The organism is Streptomyces sp. NBC_01017 (assembly GCF_045162795.1).
Classification (GTDB): Bacteria; Actinomycetota; Actinomycetes; order Streptomycetales; family Streptomycetaceae; genus Streptomyces; species Streptomyces machairae.
The window spans coordinates 3,569,446-3,589,910 of the sequence record NZ_CP108683.1 but is presented as its reverse complement, the minus strand read 5'-3'; the positions used below and the strand labels follow the sequence as shown (position 1 = coordinate 3,589,910).

The following is a 20,465-nucleotide window of genomic DNA, read 5'->3' as shown; positions in this document are numbered from 1 at the left end:
AGGAGTCGCTGGGTGACGGGCACGGACGTTCGCAAGGATGCAGAGGACTCGGGACCCAGCGGCTATGCGGCGGCCCGGCTGCGCCTCCTCACCGAGGGGGCGCGGTCCGGGCCGCCGCGCCGTACCGCCCTCGCGGAACTGACCGACGACTGGCTGACCGGCCTGTTCGCCGCCGGCGCCGAGGGGATGCGCGGAGTGTCCCTGATCGCCGTCGGCGGATACGGCCGCGGCGAGCTGTCCCCGCGCAGCGACCTGGACCTGCTCCTGCTGCACGACGACGGTGACAGCAAGGCGGTGGCCGCCCTGGCCGACCGCATCTGGTACCCCGTCTGGGACCTCGGCCTCGCCCTCGACCACTCGGTGCGCACGCCGGCCGAGGCACGCAGGACGGCCGGCGAGGACCTCAAGGTCCAGCTGGGCCTGCTGGACGCCCGGCACATCGCGGGCGACCTGGGCCTTACGGCCGGACTGCGGACGGCGGTCCTGGCCGACTGGCGCAACCAGGCGCCCAAGCGGCTGCCCGAACTCCAGGAGCTGTCCGCCGAGCGCGCCGAGCGCCAGGGCGAGTTGCAGTACCTCCTGGAACCCGACCTCAAGGAAGCCCGCGGCGGCCTGCGGGACGCCACCATCCTGCGCGCCGTCGCCGCCTCCTGGCTGGCCGACGCCCCGCGCGAGGGCCTCGACGACGCCCGGCGCAGGCTGCTCGACGTGCGGGACGCCCTGCACCTGACCACCGGGCGCGCGACCGACCGGCTCGCCCTGCAGGAGCAGGACCAGGTCGCCGCCGAACTCGGGCTGCTCGACGCCGACACGCTGCTGCGGCAGGTGTACGAGGCGGCGCGGGTCATCTCGTATGCGAGTGATGTCACTTGGCGTGAAGTGGGGCGCGTTTTGCGGTCGCGCGCCGTGCGGCCGCGTCTGCGCGCCATGCTGGGTGGCGGGAAGCCGACCATCGAGCGCTCTCCGCTGGCCGAAGGTGTGGTCGAGCAGGACGGCGAGGTGGTGCTCGCCCGCGCCGCACGCCCCGAACGCGACCCCGTGCTCCCGCTGCGCGCCGCGGCCGCCGCCGCGCAGGCCGGACTGCCGCTCTCCCTGCATGCCGTACGCCGCATGGCTGCCGCCGTCCGCCCGCTGCCCACACCCTGGCCCGCCGAGGCGCGCGAGCAGCTGGTCACCCTGCTCGGCTCCGGCAGCCCCACCGTCGACGTCTGGGAGGCGCTGGAGGCCGAGGGGCTGATCACCCGCCTGCTGCCCGACTGGGAGCGGGTCCGCTGCCGTCCGCAGCGCAACGCCGTACACATCTGGACCGTCGACCGGCATTTGATCGAGACTGCGGTGCGCGCCTCCGAGTTCACCCGCCGCGTCCACCGCCCCGACCTCCTCCTGGTCGCCGCGCTGCTGCACGACATCGGCAAGGGCTGGCCCGGCGACCACTCGGTGGCCGGCGAGATCATCGCCAAGGACGTGGCCGGGCGCATCGGCTTCGACCGCGACGACGTGAGCGTGCTCTCCACCCTCGTACGCCATCACCTGCTCCTCGTCGACACGGCCACCCGGCGGGACCTGGAGGACCCGGCCACCGTGCGCTCGGTCGCCGAGGCGGTGGGCTCGCAGGGCACGCTGGAGCTGCTGCACGCCCTGACCGAGGCGGACGCCCTGGCCACCGGTCCGGCGGCCTGGTCGTCGTGGCGCGGATCCCTCGTCGCCGACCTGGTGAAGCGGGTCGCGGCGGTACTCGCCGGGGACGACCCCGCCGAGCCCGAGGCCGCCGCGCCGACCGCCGAGCAGGAACGGCTCGCCCTGGAGGCGATCGCCACCGGCAGCCCGGTGCTGGCGCTGCGCGCCCAGACCGAGCCGCCGGCCGAGGGGCAGCCTGCCGGTGATCCCGAGCCGCTCGGCGTGGAGCTCCTGATCGCCGTACCGGACCAGCCGGGCGTACTGCCCGCGGTGGCCGGCGTCCTGGCGGTGCACCGGCTGACCGTCCGCGCCGCGGAACTGCGTGCCCTGGATCTCCCGGACGGCGTCGAGGGCTCCGTCCTGCTGCTGAACTGGCGGGTCGCCGCCGAGTACGGCTCCCTGCCGCAGGCCACCCGGCTGCGCGCCGACCTCGTACGCGCCCTGGACGGCTCACTGGACATCGCGGGCCGTCTCGCCGAGCGGGACGCGGCATACCCGCGCCGCCGGGGCGTGGTGGCGCCGCCACCGAGGGTGTCCGTCCACCCGGCCGCCTCCCGGCTGGCCACGGTGATCGAGGTACGGGCCCAGGACGCCCCCGGGCTGCTGTTCCGGATCGGCCGGGCACTGGAGGACGCGGGTGTACGGGTGCGCAGTGCCCATGTCAGCACCCTGGGCGCCAACGCCGTCGACGCGTTCTATGTCACAGGGCCCGAGGGAGCGCCGCTGCCCAGGGAAGAGGCGGCCTCCGTGGCCCGCAAGCTGGAGGAGACATTGCGCGGCTGAACGGGTATCCCGGCAACCTGCGCCGCCGGGATACCCTGGAGGGCGATTGCCAGCCGCCACCGACCCCGAGGACCGCGAGCGCCGTGTTCGATACTCTTTCCGATCGCCTCTCAGCGACTTTCAAGAACCTGCGCGGCAAGGGACGGCTCTCCGAGGCGGACATCGACGCGACCGCGCGCGAGATCCGCATCGCCCTCCTCGAAGCGGACGTGGCGCTGCCCGTCGTCCGCACGTTCATCAAGAACGTCAAGGAGCGTGCGCTCGGCGCCGAGGTCTCCAAGGCGCTGAACCCGGCCCAGCAGGTTCTGAAGATCGTCAACGACGAGCTCGTCACGATCCTGGGCGGGGAGACCCGTCGCCTGCGGTTCGCGAAGCAGCCGCCGACCGTGATCATGCTGGCCGGTCTGCAGGGTGCGGGTAAGACCACCCTCGCGGGCAAGCTCGCCCACTGGCTGAAGGAGCAGGGCCACTCGCCGCTGCTCGTCGCCGCCGACCTCCAGCGCCCGAACGCCGTGAACCAGCTCAGCGTCGTCGCCGAGCGCGCCGGCGTCGCGGTCTACGCGCCCGAGCCGGGCAACGGCGTGGGTGACCCGGTCAAGGTCGCCAAGGACTCCATCGAGCACGCCAAGACCAAGGTCCACGACATCGTGATCGTGGACACCGCCGGCCGCCTGGGCATCGACCAGGAGATGATGCAGCAGGCCGCCGACATCCGGGACGCGGTCTCGCCGGACGAGATCCTCTTCGTCGTCGACGCGATGATCGGTCAGGACGCGGTCAACACCGCGGAGGCCTTCCGCGACGGCGTCGGCTTCGACGGCGTGGTGCTCTCCAAGCTCGACGGTGACGCCCGCGGTGGTGCGGCCCTGTCGATCCGGCAGATCACCGGCAAGCCGATCATGTTCGCCTCGAACGGCGAGAAGCTCGACGAGTTCGACGCCTTCCACCCGGACCGGATGGCCTCCCGCATCCTCGACATGGGTGACCTGCTCACCCTGATCGAGCAGGCGGAGAAGACCTTCGACCAGGCCGAAGCCCAGAAGATGGCCGAGAAGCTGGCCTCCAAGAAGGGCCAGGACTTCACCCTCGACGACTTCCTGGCCCAGATGGAGCAGGTCAGGAAGATGGGGTCCATCTCCAAGCTGCTCGGCATGCTCCCGGGCATGGGCCAGATCAAGGACCAGATCAACAACTTCGACGAGCGTGACGTCGACCGCACGGCCGCGATCATCAAGTCGATGACGCCGGGCGAGCGCCAGGAGCCGACGATCATCAACGGCTCGCGGCGCGCCCGTATCGCCCGCGGTTCCGGTGTCGAGGTCAGCGCCGTCAAGAACCTCGTCGAGCGGTTCTTCGAGGCCCGCAAGATGATGTCCCGCATGGCCCAGGGCGGGGGCATGCCCGGGATGCCGGGGATGCCGGGCATGGGCGGCGGCCCCGGCCGCACCAAGAAGGCGCCGAAGAAGGCCAAGGGCAAGCAGCGCTCCGGCAACCCGATGAAGCGCAAGCAGCAGGAGCAGGAGGAGGCCGCCCGCCGGGCCGCCGCCGCCCAGGCCGGCGGCGCCCTCGGGCTGCCGGGCCAGCAGGGCGGGCAGGACTTCGAGCTGCCGGACGAGTTCAAGAAGTTCATGGGCTGACGGTTCGTTTCGTCAGGGCTGTCTCAGCCCGTCGGCGATCCCGTCGTTCACGTCACTGGGGGCGCCCCTCGCTTTGAGGGGCGCCCCCAGCGCATGCCACCGCCAGGTATCTGCCGTAACGTCCAGATATGAGCAATGCCGCGCCGCCGCGCAAGGCTCCTGACCAGCCGTGGCGCACCGAGGGCACGCCGGACGAGCCGCCCGGGCGGCCCCGCGGCCGACGGATGCGCGGTCGCTGGTGGGGCCTGCTCCTCACCGCGGTAATCGTCTTTCTGCTCGCCTATGTGGGACTGACCTATCTCGACCGGGGCAACGAGCCGACCATCTCGTACACGGAGTTCAGCAGGCAGGTCGACGCCGGCAACGTCTCCAAGATCTACTCCAAGGGCGACGCGATCCAGGGCGAGCTCAAGAGCGCCCGGGACAATCCCGACGGCGACGGCGACTACACCAAGTTCAAGACGCAGCGCCCTGCCTTCGCGGACGACGACCTCTGGCAGGACCTGAGCAGCCGCGACGTGACGGTGACCGCCGAGCCGGTCGTGCGGGAGCGCGGCGTCCTGTCCAACCTGCTGTTCTCCTTGATCCCGATCGCGTTGCTGCTCGCGGTCTGGATCTTCGTCGCCCGGCGGATGGGCGCCGGCCTGGGCGGCGCGGGCGGCATGCTCGGCCGCAAGGCGCCGCCGAAACCGGTGGAGCTCCAGCCCGGCAAGGAGCGCACGACCTTCGCCGATGTGGCCGGCATCGACGAGGTCAAGGGCGAGCTGGACGACGTCGTCGACTTCCTTGAGCATCCCGACGCCTACCGCAGGATGGGCGCGAAGATGCCGCGCGGCGTGCTGCTCGCGGGCCCGCCCGGCACTGGCAAGACCCTGCTGGCGCGCGCGGTGGCGGGCGAGGCGGACGTGCCGTTCTTCTCCGCCTCCGCGTCCGAGTTCATCGAGATGATCGTCGGCGTCGGCGCGTCCCGCGTCCGGGAACTGTTCGCCGAAGCCCGCAAGGTGGCACCGTCGATCATCTTCATCGACGAGATCGACACCATCGGACGGATGCGGGGCGGCGGCGCCTCGGTGAGCGGCCACGACGAGCGCGAGCAGACGCTGAACCAGATCCTCACGGAGATGGACGGCTTCTCCGGCTCCGAGGGCGTGATCGTCATCGCGGCGACGAACCGCGCCGACATCCTGGACCCCGCGCTGACCCGGCCCGGCCGCTTCGACCGGGTGGTCAACGTCGCGCCGCCGGACCGCGGCGGGCGCGAGGCCATCCTGCGCATCCACACCCGTGGGATCCCGCTCGCCGAGGACGTGGACCTGACCCAGCTGGCCCGCACCACCCCGGGCATGACAGGCGCGGATCTGGCCAACCTGGCCATCGAGGCCGCTCTGCTCGCCGTCAAGCGCAAGCAGGATCAGGTGACCCAGCCGGACCTGTCCGAGGCCCTGGAGAAGGTGCAGTTGGGCGCCGAGCGCACCCTGGTGATGCCCGAGGAGGACCGCCGGCGCACCGCATACCAGGAGAGCGGACACGCCCTCCTCGGCATGCTGCAGCCGGGCGCCGACCCCGTACGCAAGATCACCATCGTGCCCCGCGGCCGGGCGCTCGGGGTGACGATGTCGACCCCCGAGGTGGAGCGGTACGCGCACTCGGAGGGCTATCTGCGCGGGCGGATCATCGGCGCCCTGGGCGGCATGGCGGCCGAACAGGTGGTCTACGGGGTGGTCACCACGGGCGCGGAGAACGACCTCGAACAGGTCAGCAACATCGCGCGCGCCATGGTCGCCCGCTGGGGCATGAGCGAGCGCGTGGGCCGGCTGTCCGCCCTGCCCAGCGACGCCCAGCAGGCGTACGGGCTCGCGGCAGCCCCGCAGACCCTCGACGTGATCGACGCCGAGATGCGCCGGATCGTCGACGAGTGCTACGAGGAGGCCTGCCGCAAACTCCGGGACCATCGCGGGCAGTTGAACGCCCTGGCCGAGGCGCTGCTGGAGAACGAGACGCTGGAGGAGGCCGCCGCGTACCGGATCGCGGGGATCACGCGGCTGAAGAAGGACGACGCCCAGTAGGGCTCAAGGCACGCGGGCGATCAGGTACCGGAAGACGTTCGGCATCCATACCGTGCCGTCCTGCCGCAGGTGCGGATGCAGCGCCTCCGTCACCTCCTTGTCCACCTGGGCCTGGTCGGTCGCCGCGACCGCCGCGTCGAACAGCCCCGTCGACAGCAGCCCGCGTACGGCACTGTCGACGTCCGCGTACCCGAACGGGCAGGCCACCCGCCCGGAACCGTCGGGCCTGAGGCCCGCGCGCTGGGCGACCTCCTCCAGGTCGTCGCGCCGGGCGGGGCGCCAACTGCCCGCACTGCGCAGGGGATCGGCCAGCTTGGTGGCCACCCGCAGCACGGACGACGTGGCGCAGCGTTCCGGCGGGCCCCAGCCGGCGAGCACCACGGGCGCCCCCCGCTCGGCGAGCGGCGTCACCGCCGCGAGCGCCTCACCGAGCCCCTCCGAGTCACCCGCGAGGCACCCGATGGGCTCGAACGCGGTCACCAGCGTGTACGCGGGCGAGTCCGCGCCCGCCGCGGCGGCCAGGTCGCCGGGCGAGCCGTCCACGAGCCGGGCCTCGCCACGCGCGCGCGTGCCCCACGCCTCGGGCAGCAGCCGCTGCCGCGCGAGGGCCAGCCGTTCGTGGGAGGAGGACTCGACACCGGTGACGGCCGCGCCTCTGGACGCCGCCATCAGCAGGGCGAGCCCGCTGCCGCAGCCGAGGCCCAGCAGCCGGGTCCCGGCGCCCATTTCCACTCGCTCGTAGACGGCCTCGTAGAGCGGAACCAGCATCCGCTCCTGGATCTCGGACCAGTCACGCGCGCGTGCACTCGGGTTCACGCGGGGTGTCGCGCCCGCATGAGGTGGGTGCTGCCGCACGAGCGTAGGTGTCATCTAAAGCGCCCCAATCCGCCGAGAGTTGCCGCTGTACCTGATTTCGTGGCCCCCGTGACATGCGCTCACATCCCCCCGTATGCCAGGAAACTCCGCACCCGCCGCTCCGTCCAGGGGTCGCGGAGCCCGGCTTGTGAGATCCCTGCGTTCGTGGCCAAAATTCACATTCCGGCAACGTGGACCCGTACCATCTCGCCATGGCAAAGGCACCCGTACTCACGCCACGGGCGGACGACTTCCCGCGCTGGTACCAGGATCTGATCGCCAAGGCGGAGCTGGCCGACAACGGCCCGGTGCGCGGCACCATGGTCATCCGCCCGTACGGGTACGGCCTGTGGGAGCGGATGCAGGCCGAGATGGACTCCCGGATCAAGGCGACGGGCACGCAGAACGCGTACTTCCCCCTCCTCATCCCGCAGTCGTATCTCACGCGCGAGGCGGACCACGTCGAGGGCTTCGCGCCGGAGCTCGCGGTCGTCACGCACGGCGGCGGCAAGGAGCTGGAGGAGCTGGCGGTCGTCCGCCCCACCTCCGAGATGATCATCAACGACTACTTCTCGAAGTGGGTGCAGAGCTACCGCGACCTGCCCCTGCTGATCAACCAGTGGGCGAACGTGGTCCGTTGGGAACTCAGGCCGCGCCTCTTCCTGCGCACGACCGAGTTCCTGTGGCAGGAGGGCCACACCGCGCACGCCACCTACGAGGACGCCCGCGACTTCGCCGCGCACATCCACCGCGCGGTCTACGAGGACTTCATGGTGAACGTCCTCGCGATGGACGTCGTCCCCGGCCGCAAGACCGTCAAGGAGCGCTTCGCCGGCGCCGTCAACACCCTCACGCTCGAAGGCATGATGGGCGACGGCAAGGCCCTGCAGATGGCCACCAGCCATGAGCTGGGGCAGAACTTCGCGAAGGCCTTCAACACCTCGTACCTGTCGCAGGACGGCACCCAGGAACTGGTCTGGCAGACCTCCTGGGGCTCGACCACCCGCATGATCGGCGCCCTGGTCATGATGCACGGCGACGACAACGGCCTGCGGGTCCCGCCGCGCCTCGCGCAGATCCAGGCCGTCGTCCTCGCCATCAAGGGCGACGAGGCGGTTCTGGCCAAGGTCCGCGAGATCGGCGACCGGCTGACAGCGGCCGGCATCCGCGTCCACGTCGACGACCGAACCGACACCCCCTTCGGCCGTCGCGCGGTCGACTGGGAGCTCAAGGGCGTGCCCGTCCGCATCGAGGTCGGGCCCCGTGACCTGGAGAACGGCACCGCGATGCTGGCCCGCCGCATCCCCGGCGGCAAGACGCCGATCGCGCTCGATGATCTTCTGCGACTGCTCCCCGCCGTCCTCGACGAGGACCAGGCGCTGCTGCTGACCCAGGCCCGCGAGCGCCGCGAGTCCCGCACCACCGACGTGACGACGATCGGGGAGGCCGTCGAGGCGGCCGTCGCCGGCGGCTGGGCGCGCATCCCCTGGGCGACACTCGGCGAAGAGGGCGAGGCCAGGCTGGCCGAGCACGCGGTGACCGTACGGTGTCTGGTCGCCGAGGACGGGTCGGTGCCGGACGCCGATGAGGCACCCGGTAACGTCGCCGTAGTGGCGCGCGCATACTGAGCCGACGCCGTGTGGAACGAGAGCGGCCGAAACGCCTCTTGCGCATTCGCGGACCACAGCCGCACCGGCGCGTGGACGGGGCGTACGCGCCGGGGCGTACGTCAGACTACGCACCGGCTTGGTATGAGCTGTGAGGCTTCTCCGCAGATCAGCGCACCCGCCCTCGTCCGGGCGCATCATTCGCAACTGACGGGTACGTGCAAATTATTTGGGATGCCCCGGAATCGGAACACAGCGGCACTCCGGCTCGTTGTCATTACGTGAGCACGACACAGACACCACCTGTACTCGCCGCAGAGCTGGCGCAGGCGTGGGCCGACATTCAGCGGTACCACCCCGAGCTGCCGGATCTCGCCGCGCCAGAGTCCCTGATCGGGGAGTCGTCGTCCGCTTGCGGTCACGAGCTCTCCTTCGAGCGACTGCTTCACGAGGCAGTCCATGGCATCGCCGCCGCGCGCGGCGTCCGCGACACCTCCCGGGCCGGCCGCTACCACAACCGCAGATTCCTCGCCGTCGCCGAGGAACTGGGCCTGGACCACCCCGAGGAGCCGCACCCGAGCAGCGGTTTCTCCCTGGTCACGCTCAACCCCGAGGCCAAGCGCCGCTACCGCCCGACCATCGAACGCCTCCAGCGCGCCCTGAAGGCCCACACGATGGCCACCTCCGCCGACACCAGCAGGACCTTCCGGGGCCCGGCCGCCCGCCACGGCTCCTCCGGGGGCGGAGTCCGCGTCAAGGCGGTCTGCGACTGCGGCCGTAACGTCCGGGTCGTCCCCTCGGTGCTGGCGCAGGCGCCGATCGTGTGCGGCGGCTGCGGGAAGCCGTTCCGGATCCCCGAGGTGGTCGGAGCGGCGTAACGACGTCCCGTCGGACACCGGCATCTCGTGGCTGCCGGTTCAGTACGTGGCGTCGACCGCCGGGGTGCCGTTGCGCAGTCGCGTCGACGGCACCCCGTAAGCGCCGGGCTGCACGCCCCAGGCCCGACGGAATCCCGTTCGCCGGGTGCCTTTCAGGCATGCCCGGGCACCCGCCCCGCCCCTCGGCTCAAAAGCGCCCCGCAGGGTGTGGCACAATGGCTAGCTGTACTCGACAGCCGCACAGGAACCCTCTCGCCTCCGGCTGACGCGTCCATCGGGCACTCGGGTACCGCAACCCCACGCGGCCATCTCGCCGTGCCCAACCACGTCAAATCCAGGAGAACCCACTCCCGTGGCAGTCAAGATCAAGCTGAAGCGTCTGGGCAAGATCCGTTCGCCTCACTACCGCATCGTCGTCGCCGACTCCCGCACCCGCCGTGACGGCCGTGCGATCGAGGAGATCGGCAAGTACCACCCGACGTACAACCCGTCGGTGATGGAGGTCGACGCCGAGCGCGTGGCGTACTGGCTCGGTGTCGGCGCCCAGCCGACCGAGCCCGTCCTCGCCATTCTGAAGAAGACCGGCGACTGGCAGAAGTTCAAGGGCGAGCCCGCCCCGGCTCCGCTGCTCGTCGCCGAGCCGAAGAAGGCGCGCCCGACGTTCGAGGCCCTCAGCGGCGAGGACGAGGGCAAGGGTGAGGCGATCACCCAGAAGAAGAAGGCGGAGAAGAAGGACGAGGCTGGCGCCGAGTCCGCGTCGGCCGAGGCCTGAGCATGCTCGAGGAGGCTCTCGAGCACCTCGTGAAGGGCATCGTCGACAACCCGGACGATGTGCAGGTCGCCTCGCGCAACCTGCGTCGCGGGCGCGTGCTGGAGGTCCGGGTCCACCCCGACGACCTCGGTAAGGTGATCGGCCGTAACGGCCGTACCGCACGCGCTCTGCGCACCGTCGTGGGCGCCATCGGCGGCCGCGGTGTCCGTGTCGACCTCGTCGACGTGGACCACGTCCGCTGACGCCGAACGCAGCACCGGCTCGGGCCGGGGAGGGCCACTGGGCCGTCCCCGGCCCGTAGTCGTACGGGCGGTTCATGGCCGTCGTAAGCGTCGTACGGCCAGTCGCATGACAGGAGAGCAAGCACAGTGCAGCTGGTAGTCGCACGGATCGGCCGCGCCCACGGCATCAAGGGCGAGGTCACCGTCGAGGTTCGCACCGACGAGCCGGAACTGCGGCTCGCCCCCGGCGCCGTCCTGGCCACCGACCCGGCCGCCACCGGGCCGCTCACCATCGAGACCGGCCGCGTCCACAGCGGCCGCCTCCTCCTGCGCTTCGAGGGGGTCAAGGACCGCACCGCCGCCGAGGCGCTGCGCAACACCCTCCTCATCGCCGAGATCGACCCGGACGAGCTGCCCGAGGAGGAGGACGAGTACTACGACCACCAGCTCATGGACCTGGACGTGGTGACCGTGGACGGCATCGAGGTCGGTCGTATCACCGAGATCTCGCACCTGCCGTCCCAGGACCTCTTCATCGTGGAGCGGCCCGACGGGAGCGAGGTGATGATCCCCTTCGTCGAGGCGATCGTCACCGAGATCGACCTGGAGGAGCAGCGCGCCGTCATCACGCCGCCCCCGGGTCTGATCGACGACAACGCGGAGATCGCCTCGGCCCGCGATGCGGAGGCCGAGGGCTGATGCGGCTCGACGTCGTCACGATCTTCCCCGAGTACCTGGAGCCTCTGAACGTCTCCCTCGTCGGCAAGGCACGCGCGCGTGGGCAGCTGAACGTCCAGGTGTACGACCTCCGTACCTGGACGTACGACCGCCACAACACGGTCGACGACACCCCGTACGGCGGCGGCCCCGGCATGGTCATGAAAACCGACCCCTGGGGTGACGCGCTGGACTCCGTCCTGGCCGACGGCTACGAGACGGGCTCCCGCGGTCCCTCCCTGATCGTCCCCACCCCCAGCGGCCGCCCCTTCACCCAGGAACTCGCCGTCGAACTCTCCGAGCGGCCCTGGCTGATCTTCACGCCGGCCCGCTACGAGGGCATCGACCGCCGGGTGATCGACGAGTACGCGACCCGTATGCCGGTGCACGAGGTGTCCATCGGGGACTACGTCCTCGCCGGCGGCGAGGCGGCCGTACTGGTCATCACCGAAGCCGTGGCCCGCCTGCTGCCCGGCGTCCTGGGCAACGCCGAGTCCCACCGGGACGACTCCTTCGCGCCCGGCGCGATGGCGAGCCTCCTGGAGGGTCCCGTCTACACCAAGCCGCCCGAGTGGCGCGGCCGGGACATCCCCGACGTGCTGCTCAGCGGCCACCACGGCAAGATCGCCCGCTGGCGGCGTGACGAGGCGCTCAGGCGTACGACGGCCAACCGGCCCGACCTGATCGAGCGTTGCGACCCCAAGGCCTTCGACAAGAAGGACCGCGAGATGCTCTCCATCCTGGGCTGGATGCCCGACCCGGAGGGGGAGCGGTTCGGCCGATTTTGGCGCAGGACCGAGGGCGTGGAAGAATAGGGCGCTGTTGTGCGCCGTCCGGCATGCGCCCCTGCCACAGGGGGACACGACGCCCGCCCCGACGCGAACAGCATCCTCACGAAGAACCTATCTCCCGCCTATGACCTGTGGCATGGGCGAAGAAAGCAGACGAAATGTCTCACCTGCTCGACTCCGTCGACTCCGCGTCGCTGCGCAGCGACGTCCCGGCCTTCCGCCCGGGCGACACCGTCAACGTCCACGTCCGCGTCATCGAGGGCAACCGCTCCCGTGTGCAGCAGTTCAAGGGCGTTGTGATCCGCCGCCAGGGCGCCGGCGTTCGCGAGACCTTCACGGTCCGCAAGGTCTCTTTCTCCGTCGGCGTCGAGCGCACCTTCCCGGTGCACACCCCGATCGTCGAGAAGATCGAGCTCGTGACCCGCGGTGACGTGCGTCGCGCGAAGCTGTACTACCTGCGTGAGCTGCGCGGCAAGGCGGCGAAGATCAAGGAGAAGCGCGAGAACTGAGCGCTTTCGGGGGCTCGCCCCCGCGGGGTCCCGAGCGGGGCCGGATAACATCTGGCCCCGATGGACACCGAAGCACAGCCGACGGAGCGCGACCGCTCCTCCCGCCCTTCCGACTCCGAGGCGATCTCGGACACCGAGGGACAGGAGGGCCGGTCGCGCTTCGCGTTGGTGTCGCGGATCACCGAATGGATCCCGGGCGGGCGGATCAGCCTGACCCTGCTGGTCTTCCTGGTCTTTCTGCTGCTGCTCAACACGTTCGTGCTACGGCCGTTCGAGATTCCCAGCGGATCCATGGAGTCCGGATTGAGGATCGGCGACCGCGTTCTCGTAAATAAGTTGGCGTACCGTTTCGGTGCCGAGCCGCGACGCGGCGATGTTGTCGTGTTCGACGGAACTGGGTACTTCGGGGATGCGGACTACGTCAAGCGCGTTGTGGGTGTGGGGGAAGACCACGTGGTCTGCTGTGACGAGGAGGGGAGGATCCAGGTGAACGGCCGGTCGGTCGACGAGTCGACGTTCCTGTACCCCGGCGACAGCGCGTCCACGGTGCCCTTCGACGTCGTCGTGCCCGACGGCACCCTGTTCGTCCTCGGCGACCACCGCAGCGAATCCAGCGACTCCCGCGACCACCTCGGCTCGCCCGGCGGCGGCATGATCCCGCTCGACGACGTCATCGGCCGCGTCGACTGGATCGTATGGCCGACCGCCCACTGGACCCGCCTGGACCGTCCGGACGCCTACGCGCGCGTGCCCGCAGCGGAGGGCGCGCATGGGTAACCGTGGCAAACCGCGCGGCGTCCCGAGCAGCCCCGCCGAGAATCTGCTGCCCACCGGTTCCCGGCGCGCCGCCAGCCCTGCCGGCGGTCGTACGCGCGCGGAGCGGCGCAAGCTCCAGCGCAAGGTCAAGCGCCGCCGCAGGCGCTCCGCGATCAAGGAGATACCCCTCCTCGTCGGCGTCGCGGTCCTCATAGCGCTGGTTCTGAAGACGTTCCTCGTCCAGGCCTTCGTGATCCCGTCCGGCTCGATGGAGCAGACGATCCAGATCGGCGACCGTGTCCTGGTCGACAAGCTCACCCCCTGGTTCGGCTCCGAGCCGCAGCGCGGGGACGTCGTCGTCTTCAAGGACCCCGGAGGCTGGCTCCAGGACGAGCAGACGACGGTGAAGAAGGAGGACCCCGTCGTCATCAAGCAGGTCAAGGAGGCTCTCACCTTCATCGGCCTGTTGCCGTCCGAGGACGAGAAGGACCTCATCAAGCGTGTCGTCGGGGTCGGCGGCGACCGCGTCAAGTGCTGTGACACGCAAGGGCGAGTCACCGTCAACGGCGTTCCCCTGATCGAGGACTATCTCTATCCCGGCAACGCCCCCTCCGACTCGAAGTTCGACATCACCGTCCCGCAGGGCCGGCTGTGGGTGATGGGCGACCACCGCGCCAACTCCGCGGACTCCCGCGCACACCAGAACCAGGGCTACGGCGGCACGGTCTCCGAGACCGAGGTCGTGGGACGGGCCATGGTCATCGCCTGGCCCTTCGGTCACTGGAACTCACTCGAGGAACCTAAAACTTACGCATCGGTGTCCGACGCGGCGACCGGGTCGACCGCGGCCGCCCAGCAGTCGCATAGGGTTGCTTCCGACGAATCGATCAGAACGATTCAGCTCCCGAGCCCTGCGGAACTCCCGCTCGTTATGGGAGTGGTGGGCCTGCACCGTCTTGCGGGCAGGCAGCGGCACAGAGTGAGGAGTTGGCGTGGGGGATGTGGCGGTTGGCGCACGATCCGGGCACGACGGCGAGGAGCACCGCGGACGCCCCGTGGGAGCAGCCGACCCGGCCGCGGACGGCGCCGTGACCTCCGGGAATGACCCCGGAGCGGCCGGCGACGGCGAAGGGTCCGGCGGGCAGCCGCCGACCGACGGTCAGGGGTCGGGCGGGGCCTCCCCCCAGTCGAAGAAGCAGCGCTCCTTCTGGAAGGAGCTGCCCATCCTGATCGGTATCGCGCTCGTCCTCGCGCTGCTGATCAAGACGTTCCTGGTGCAGGCGTTCTCGATCCCCTCCGACTCGATGCAGAACACCCTCCAGCAGGGTGACCGCGTCCTGGTCGACAAGCTCACCCCCTGGTTCGGCTCCGAGCCCGAGCGCGGCGAGGTCGTCGTCTTCCACGACCCCGACCAGTGGCTTGCGGGTGAGCCCACTCCCGACCCCAACGCGCTGCAGACCTTTCTCAGCTGGATCGGCCTGATGCCGTCCGCCGAGGAGAAGGACCTCATCAAGCGTGTCGTCGGCGTCGGCGGCGACACGATCCAGTGCGAGGGCACCGGCCCGCTGCTGGTCAACGGCAAGGCGCTGAACGAGCCGTACGTCTACCCGGGCAACACCCCCTGCAGCCAGGACGACCAGGGCGGCCAGTTCAAGGTCAAGGTCCCCGAGGGCATGATCTGGGTCATGGGCGACCACCGGCAGAACTCCCGGGACTCGCGTTACAACCAGTCCGACAAGAACCACGGCATGGTCCCCGTCGACGAGGTCGTCGGCCGCGCCATCGTGATCGCCTGGCCGATCAACCGCTGGGACAACCTGCCGGTCCCGGACACCTTCGAGCAGAACCTGAGCGCCCGGTCCGCCGCTCTGACGGTCGCCCCGCAGGGCCTTGCGCTCGCCGGTGCGGTGCCGCTGGTGCTGTGGCGCCGGCAGCGGATCAAGGCGACGCAGACCCGCTGACCGCTTGACGCCCTTCCTGGGGCGAGGCCCCCGCTGCGGAGAGCTGGGAAAGCTTTGCCGAGCCGGTGGCTCCGGGCGCTCAGGAGGGGCTGCCCGGTGTCGGTACCGCCGGGTAGGGTGCGGACCCATGGGTGGCGAGAGCACGATACGTACGGCGCCGCGTGGCGGTGGCGCGAGCAGTGGCCCGGCGGGCAGCCGGACCGGAGAGCGGTTGTCCGGACTGGCCGTGGCGCTGGGCCTTGTGCTGTTCCTGGGCGGATTCGCCTGGGGAGTGGTGGTCTACCGGCCGTACACCGTGCCCACCAGTTCGATGGCGCCGACGATCGGTGCGGGGGACCGGGTGCTGGCCCAGCGCGTCGACGGCGGTGAGGTACGCCGTGGTGACGTCGTCGTCTTCACCGACAAGACCTGGGTGAGCAACGCACCCGTCGTCAAGCGCGTGGTCGCCGTCGGCGGCGACACGGTCGCCTGCTGCACCGACGGCAAGCTGACCGTCAACGGCAAGCAGATCGACGAGCCCTACCTCGCCGAGGACGGCCTGGCCGAGCTCCAGAACTTCCCGACGGTGACGGTGCCGAAGGACAGGCTCTTCCTGCTCGGCGACGAGCGCAGCGGCTCCCTGGACTCCACGGCCCACCTCACGGACGCCGCCAAGGGCACCGTGGCACGCAGCGCCGTGTCGGCCCGCGTGGACGCCGTGGTCTGGCCCGTGGACGGCATGCTGGAGCCCGCCACGAGCTTCGGGCAGCTCGGTGCCCTGTCGTCGCCGGGGCCGTTGCGGACGATGGTCGTGCTGATCGTCGGCGGAGGCGTGCTCGTCCTGGCCGGCGGCGCCTACGGCCCGATCGCGAAACGAATGAGCAAGCGCTCCCAGACCCGTACGGAGCCCGCGGGTGCCCGCTGAGGCGGCGGGCGTGGGGAACGGTCCGTACGGCGGGACAGGCCTCGGGAACGGGCCGTACGGCGACTCGTACGACGGCGGACTGCGCAAGGTCGCCCGAGTCGTCCTCCTCGACCCGCAGGACCGCATTCTGCTGCTGCACGGCCACGAGCCGGAGGATCCGTCCGACGACTGGTGGTTCACCCCGGGAGGCGGCGTCGAGGGCGACGAGAGCCGCGCTCAGGCCGCACTGCGGGAACTCGCCGAGGAGACCGGCATCACCGAGGTCGAACTCGGCCCCGTGCTGTGGCACCGGATGTGCTCGTTCCCGTTCGCCGGCCGTCGCTGGGACCAGGACGAGTGGTACTACCTGGCCCGTACGACGCAGACGGCGACCCGGGCCACGGGCCTCACCGAACTGGAGCGGCGCAGCGTCGCCGAAGCACGCTGGTGGACGTGTCGGGAACTTGCCCAGGCACATGAGACGGTGTATCCGACCAGACTCGCCGAGCTACTGCGCACACTGCTCGACGAAGGTCCCCCCGCCGGGCCCGTGACCCTTGACTCCGAAATTGTCTAGGTGCGGACGGGACTGGCGCACAATGGTGGGATCGCACGGCTGAAGGGGAACATGCCATGAGCGCCGAGGACCTCGAAAAGTACGAGACCGAGATGGAGCTCAAGCTCTATCGGGAGTACCGCGATGTCGTCGGTCTGTTCAAGTACGTGATCGAGACCGAGCGGCGCTTCTACCTGACCAATGACTACGAGATGCAGGTGCACTCGGTCCAGGGAGAGGTGTTCTTCGAGGTGTCCATGGCGGATGCCTGGGTGTGGGACATGTACCGGCCGGCCCGGTTCGTGAAGCAAGTTCGGGTCCTCACATTCAAGGACGTGAACATCGAGGAGCTCAACAAGAGCGATCTCGAGCTTCCGAGCGGGTGAGGTTCACCCGCAGGGGTGAGCGAGTTATCCACAGTCGCGGACTTGTCCACCAAGATCCAATAGCTCGCTGAGCTGCCCTCATCGTTGGCGCCGGAGGTGGTGCCGACATGAGCACGAGCAAGGGAAGCGCACGCAGCGCACTGGGCAGGTACGGCGAGACGCTGGCCGCACGGCGGCTGGTCGAGGCCGGGATGACGGTTCTGGAGCGCAATTGGCGCTGTGGCAGGACCGGAGAGATCGACATCGTCGCCCGGGACGGCGACGTGCTGGTCATCTGTGAGGTGAAGACCCGCAGGACCGGCGGCTACGAGCATCCGATGGCCGCGGTCACCCCCGAGAAGACGCAGCGTCTGCGCGGCCTCGCGGAACACTGGATCCACGCCCATGGCGGGGCTCCACCCGGAGGCGTCCGCATCGACCTCGTCGGCGTGGTCCTGCCCGACCGCGGCGCGCCCGTGGTCGAGCATGCGCGAGGGGTGGCCTGAGATGGGGTTCGCGCGTACGTGCTCGGTCGCTCTGGTGGGCGTCGAGGGCGTTGTGGTCGAGGTCCAGGCGGATCTGGAGCCGGGGGTGGCGGCGTTCACCCTGGTGGGGCTGCCCGACAAGAGCCTCTCGGAGAGCCGCGACCGGGTTCGGGCGGCCGTGGTGAACTCGGGCGGGGAGTGGCCGCAGAAGAAGCTCACCGTCGGGCTCAGCCCGGCCTCGGTGCCCAAGGCGGGCAGCGGCTTCGACCTGGCCGTCGCATGCGCCGTCCTCGGCGCCGCCGAGCGGATCGATCCACGGGTCCTCGCCGACATCGTGATGATCGGCGAGCTGGGCCTCGACGGACGGGTGCGTCCGGTGCGGGGCATCCTGCCCGCGGTGCTGGCCGCGGCGGACGCCGGCTACGAGCAGGTCGTCGTCCCCGAGTGCGCCGCGGCCGAGGCCTCGCTGGTGCCGGGCGTGTCCGTACTCGGTGTGCGCAGTCTGCGCCAGCTGATCGCCGTCCTCGCGGACGAACCCGTGCCCGACGAGGAACCGGAGGAACAGGGCCGCCCGGATCCGCTGCTCGCCGGTCTGCGAATGCCGGGCACGGGCGCGGCCACGGGCATGCACAGCATGGGTGCCACCGAGCCCGACCACGGGCACGATCTCGCCGATGTGGTGGGCCAGATCTCGGCGCGGACGGCTGTGGAGGTCGCCGCGGCGGGCGGGCATCACCTGTTCCTCGAAGGGCCGCCCGGCGCCGGCAAGACGATGCTCGCGGAGCGGCTGCCGGCCATCCTGCCCCGGCTCGGCAGGCAGGAGTCGCTGGAGGTCACGGCGGTCCACTCGGTGGCGGGGCTGCTCCCTCCGGGCAAGCCCCTGATCGACGAGGCCCCCTACTGCGCACCGCATCACTCGGCAACCATGCAGGCCCTCGTCGGCGGCGGAGCCGGCATCGCCCGGCCCGGCGCGGTGTCGCTCTCCCACCGAGGGGTCCTCTTCCTGGACGAGACGCCGGAATTCAACAGCCACACCCTCGACGCCCTCCGGCAGCCGCTGGAAGCGGGGCACGTCGTGATCGCACGCAGCGCGGGCGTGCTGCGCTTCCCGGCGAAGTTCCTGATGGTCCTCGCGGCCAACCCCTGCCCCTGCGGCCGTTTCTCCCAGACGGGCGACCTGTGCGAGTGCCCGCCCTCGGCGATCCGCCGCTATCAGGCGCGGCTGTCGGGGCCGCTGCTCGACCGGGTCGACCTCCGGGTCGAGGTGGACCGTGTCACGCGCGCCCAGCTGACCGAGCGCGGGGCCCGGGGCGAGTCCACGGCCATGGTCGCCGACCGGGTCCGTGCAGCGCGTGAGCGGGCGTCGGACCGGCTCGCCGGTACCCCGTGGCGGACCAACAGCGAGATCCCCGGACGGGAGCTGCGCAGCCGGTGGTACGCGTCGGTCGGCGCCATGGACGAGGCGGAACGGAGCCTGGAACGCGGCGTACTGACCGCACGAGGACTCGACCGTGTGCTGCGGGTCGCCTGGACCGTCGCCGACCTGGTCGGCCACGACCGGCCCGACGCGACGGACGTCGCCCTGGCACTGCAACTGCGCACCGGTGTGCCCCGCGGCGTGCCCATGGCCATCGGGGCGCTGACGTGAGCGGCACCGAGGATCCGGACGACGAACTGCTCGGCCGGGTCTTTCTCAGCCGGGTCGTCGAGCCCGGGGACGAGGTCGCCGGACGGTGGGTGCGGGAGTACGGCGTGGGGGAGGTGGTGCGGCGCCTGCGGGAGGGGGCGGAGGCCTTGCCGGGGGTCGGTTACAAGCGGTGGGACGGGCTGCGGGCCCGGGGGCTGGCGGCCGAGCCCGGCAGGGACCTCGCCGTCGCCCGGAAGGCCGGCGTGCGGTTTCTGGCCCCCGGGGACATCGAGTGGCTGGGGCAGCTCGACGACCTGGGGGACGCCCGGCCCCTCGGGCTGTGGGTGCGCGGGCGGGCCAGTCTGCGGATGTGGGCGTTGCGGTCCGTGGCCGTAGTCGGGGCACGCGCCTGCACCGAGTACGGCGCACACATGGCGGCCACCCTCGCCGGCGGGCTCGCCGAGCGAGGCTGGGTGGTCGTGTCCGGCGGCGCCTACGGGGTCGACGGTGCCGCTCATCGCGGTGCCCTCGGCTCCGGCGGAGCCACCGTCGCCGTGCTCGCCTGCGGCGTCGACCGGCCCTACCCGCGCGGGCACACCCAGCTGATCAACAGGATCGCGGAACAGGGACTCGTGATCGGCGAGCTGCCGCCGGGGGACCATCCGACGCCCAGCAGGTTCATCGTGCGGAACCGGGTGATCGCGGCCCTGACGCGGGGCACGGTCGTCGTCGAGGCCGCCCATCGCAGCGGCTCGCTGGTCACCGCACGGGCCGCCCAGCGGTTGGGACGCCACACGATGGGGATCCCCGGCCCGGCCACCAGCGGCCTCTCGGCGGGCGTGCACGAACTGCTGCGCGGGGACGCCGTCCTGGTCACCGACGCCGCCGAGGTCGTTGAACTGGTCGGCGACATGGGAGAGCTCGCGCCCGAGCGGCGCGGGCCCGTCCTGCCCCGCGATCTGCTGGAGCCCCGGGCGCGCAGAGTCCTGGCGGCGCTGCCCGGTCGGCGCGCGGCGAGAGCGGGCGAGGTCGCGCGCGGTGCGCAGACCACCGAGGACGACGCGATCGCGAGACTGTACGAACTCCGCTCACTTGGTTACGTCGAACGACACGGCGACGGCTGGAAGTTGACACGCCAGGCGATGATGTCCGTTCAGGCCGGTCGGAGTCGATGCTGACCGAGCGTGTTCGGCCGTACGGGGGAACACGGACACCCTTGAGAATTCCCCCAGTTGGGGTGTTCGTGTGATCACGTAGAGCGACCGTCATGCCCCTGTGGGGCGTCCAGCGGAACGTATCTGCGTACGGCGTGCGCTCCG

20 protein-coding genes are annotated in these 20,465 nt (G+C 70.9%); 19 read left to right on the top strand and 1 reads right to left on the bottom strand.

Translation table 11 applies throughout. From position 1 onward, the window contains the following. Positions 1–12: 12 nt before the first annotated feature. The 3 genes from OG331_RS16260 (at position 13) to ftsH (ending at position 6,163) form a co-directional block, all read left to right on the top strand. Positions 13–2,460 (top strand): [protein-PII] uridylyltransferase, encoded by a 2,448-nt coding sequence (locus tag OG331_RS16260; protein WP_406196701.1) that lies wholly within the window; start codon positions 13–15, stop codon positions 2,458–2,460. Between the two features lie 83 nt (positions 2,461–2,543). Continuing rightward, positions 2,544–4,097 (top strand): signal recognition particle protein, encoded by a 1,554-nt coding sequence (gene ffh / locus OG331_RS16255; protein WP_406196699.1) that lies wholly within the window; start codon positions 2,544–2,546, stop codon positions 4,095–4,097. Between the two features lie 128 nt (positions 4,098–4,225). After that, positions 4,226–6,163 carry an ATP-dependent zinc metalloprotease FtsH gene (gene ftsH / locus OG331_RS16250; RefSeq protein ID WP_406196697.1) on the top strand — a complete coding sequence of 646 codons (1,938 nt, stop codon included), beginning with the start codon at positions 4,226–4,228 and terminating at the stop codon, positions 6,161–6,163. Between the two features lie 3 nt (positions 6,164–6,166). Here ftsH and OG331_RS16245 read toward each other — a convergent pair whose 3' ends face one another. Beyond that, entirely contained in the window at positions 6,167–7,033 is an 867-nt protein-coding gene (locus OG331_RS16245; RefSeq protein ID WP_406196694.1) for an SAM-dependent methyltransferase, read from the bottom strand. A gap of 197 nt (positions 7,034–7,230) precedes the next feature. Here OG331_RS16245 and proS point away from each other — a divergent pair, with 197 nt between their 5' ends. The 16 genes from proS (at position 7,231) to dprA (ending at position 20,324) form a co-directional block, all read left to right on the top strand. After that, the gene (gene proS / locus OG331_RS16240; RefSeq protein WP_406196691.1) at positions 7,231–8,646 is read left to right on the top strand and encodes a proline--tRNA ligase; all 1,416 of its coding nucleotides are present in this window, start codon (positions 7,231–7,233) and stop codon (positions 8,644–8,646) included. A 260-nt stretch (positions 8,647–8,906) separates the two neighbouring features. Continuing rightward, positions 8,907–9,503, top strand: coding sequence for a hypothetical protein (locus OG331_RS16235; protein WP_328878943.1), 597 nt, complete (start codon positions 8,907–8,909; stop codon positions 9,501–9,503). Between the two features lie 352 nt (positions 9,504–9,855). Continuing rightward, positions 9,856–10,275, top strand: coding sequence for a 30S ribosomal protein S16 (gene rpsP, locus OG331_RS16230; RefSeq protein ID WP_406196689.1), 420 nt, complete (start codon positions 9,856–9,858; stop codon positions 10,273–10,275). A gap of 2 nt (positions 10,276–10,277) precedes the next feature. Further along, the gene (locus OG331_RS16225; protein ID WP_003973401.1) at positions 10,278–10,517 is read left to right on the top strand and encodes an RNA-binding protein; all 240 of its coding nucleotides are present in this window, start codon (positions 10,278–10,280) and stop codon (positions 10,515–10,517) included. Between the two features lie 126 nt (positions 10,518–10,643). Beyond that, positions 10,644–11,195, top strand: a complete 552-nt coding sequence (rimM, locus tag OG331_RS16220) for a ribosome maturation factor RimM (protein ID WP_406196687.1) — start codon at positions 10,644–10,646, stop codon at positions 11,193–11,195. After that, positions 11,195–12,028 (top strand): tRNA (guanosine(37)-N1)-methyltransferase TrmD, encoded by an 834-nt coding sequence (trmD, locus tag OG331_RS16215; protein WP_406196685.1) that lies wholly within the window; start codon positions 11,195–11,197, stop codon positions 12,026–12,028. The genes rimM and trmD overlap by 1 nt, the downstream gene beginning before the upstream one ends. A 134-nt stretch (positions 12,029–12,162) precedes the next feature. Continuing rightward, positions 12,163–12,513, top strand: a complete 351-nt coding sequence (gene rplS / locus OG331_RS16210; protein WP_004924850.1) for a 50S ribosomal protein L19 — start codon at positions 12,163–12,165, stop codon at positions 12,511–12,513. 60 nt (positions 12,514–12,573) lie between these two features. Continuing rightward, positions 12,574–13,290 (top strand): signal peptidase I, encoded by a 717-nt coding sequence (gene lepB, locus OG331_RS16205; RefSeq protein ID WP_406196683.1) that lies wholly within the window; start codon positions 12,574–12,576, stop codon positions 13,288–13,290. Then, positions 13,283–14,374: a signal peptidase I gene (gene lepB / locus OG331_RS16200; protein WP_406196681.1), complete on the top strand. Its 1,092-nt coding sequence runs from the start codon at positions 13,283–13,285 to the stop codon at positions 14,372–14,374. Before lepB (OG331_RS16205) ends, lepB (OG331_RS16200) begins: the two co-directional genes overlap by 8 nt. Beyond that, complete coding sequence (gene lepB / locus OG331_RS16195) at positions 14,262–15,230, top strand: signal peptidase I (protein WP_406196679.1); 969 nt, start codon at positions 14,262–14,264, stop codon at positions 15,228–15,230. The genes lepB (OG331_RS16200) and lepB (OG331_RS16195) overlap by 113 nt, the downstream gene beginning before the upstream one ends. 127 nt (positions 15,231–15,357) lie before the next feature. Beyond that, entirely contained in the window at positions 15,358–16,134 is a 777-nt protein-coding gene (gene lepB, locus OG331_RS16190) for a signal peptidase I (protein WP_406196677.1), read from the top strand. Positions 16,135–16,144: 10 nt separating this feature from the next. Continuing rightward, the gene (locus OG331_RS16185; RefSeq protein WP_406210058.1) at positions 16,145–16,690 is read left to right on the top strand and encodes an NUDIX hydrolase; all 546 of its coding nucleotides are present in this window, start codon (positions 16,145–16,147) and stop codon (positions 16,688–16,690) included. 56 nt (positions 16,691–16,746) lie between these two features. Continuing rightward, on the top strand, positions 16,747–17,055 hold the full coding sequence (locus tag OG331_RS16180) for a DUF2469 domain-containing protein (RefSeq protein ID WP_003993268.1): 309 nt from the start codon (positions 16,747–16,749) through the stop codon (positions 17,053–17,055). Positions 17,056–17,162: 107 nt separating this feature from the next. After that, positions 17,163–17,540, top strand: coding sequence for a YraN family protein (locus tag OG331_RS16175; RefSeq protein WP_406196673.1), 378 nt, complete (start codon positions 17,163–17,165; stop codon positions 17,538–17,540). A gap of 1 nt (position 17,541) precedes the next feature. Next, on the top strand, positions 17,542–19,167 hold the full coding sequence (locus OG331_RS16170) for a YifB family Mg chelatase-like AAA ATPase (RefSeq protein WP_406196671.1): 1,626 nt from the start codon (positions 17,542–17,544) through the stop codon (positions 19,165–19,167). Beyond that, positions 19,164–20,324, top strand: coding sequence for a DNA-processing protein DprA (dprA, locus tag OG331_RS16165; protein ID WP_406196669.1), 1,161 nt, complete (start codon positions 19,164–19,166; stop codon positions 20,322–20,324). Before OG331_RS16170 ends, dprA begins: the two co-directional genes overlap by 4 nt. Positions 20,325–20,465: the final 141 nt, after the last annotated feature.

What these genes read in the sequence shown, in the direction of transcription:
- ftsH (WP_406196697.1), top strand. Translation starts at nt 4,226, where the DNA reads ATGAGCAATGCCGCGCCGCCGCGCAAGGCTCCTGACCAGCCGTGGCGC.
- OG331_RS16245 (WP_406196694.1), bottom strand. Translation starts at nt 7,033, where the DNA reads ATGACACCTACGCTCGTGCGGCAGCACCCACCTCATGCGGGCGCGACA.
- proS (WP_406196691.1), top strand. Translation starts at nt 7,231, where the DNA reads ATGGCAAAGGCACCCGTACTCACGCCACGGGCGGACGACTTCCCGCGC.
- OG331_RS16225 (WP_003973401.1), top strand. Translation starts at nt 10,278, where the DNA reads ATGCTCGAGGAGGCTCTCGAGCACCTCGTGAAGGGCATCGTCGACAAC.
- trmD (WP_406196685.1), top strand. Translation starts at nt 11,195, where the DNA reads ATGCGGCTCGACGTCGTCACGATCTTCCCCGAGTACCTGGAGCCTCTG.
- rplS (WP_004924850.1), top strand. Translation starts at nt 12,163, where the DNA reads ATGTCTCACCTGCTCGACTCCGTCGACTCCGCGTCGCTGCGCAGCGAC.
- lepB (WP_406196683.1), top strand. Translation starts at nt 12,574, where the DNA reads ATGGACACCGAAGCACAGCCGACGGAGCGCGACCGCTCCTCCCGCCCT.
- lepB (WP_406196681.1), top strand. Translation starts at nt 13,283, where the DNA reads ATGGGTAACCGTGGCAAACCGCGCGGCGTCCCGAGCAGCCCCGCCGAG.
- lepB (WP_406196677.1), top strand. Translation starts at nt 15,358, where the DNA reads ATGGGTGGCGAGAGCACGATACGTACGGCGCCGCGTGGCGGTGGCGCG.
- OG331_RS16180 (WP_003993268.1), top strand. Translation starts at nt 16,747, where the DNA reads ATGAGCGCCGAGGACCTCGAAAAGTACGAGACCGAGATGGAGCTCAAG.
- OG331_RS16175 (WP_406196673.1), top strand. Translation starts at nt 17,163, where the DNA reads ATGAGCACGAGCAAGGGAAGCGCACGCAGCGCACTGGGCAGGTACGGC.
- OG331_RS16170 (WP_406196671.1), top strand. Translation starts at nt 17,542, where the DNA reads ATGGGGTTCGCGCGTACGTGCTCGGTCGCTCTGGTGGGCGTCGAGGGC.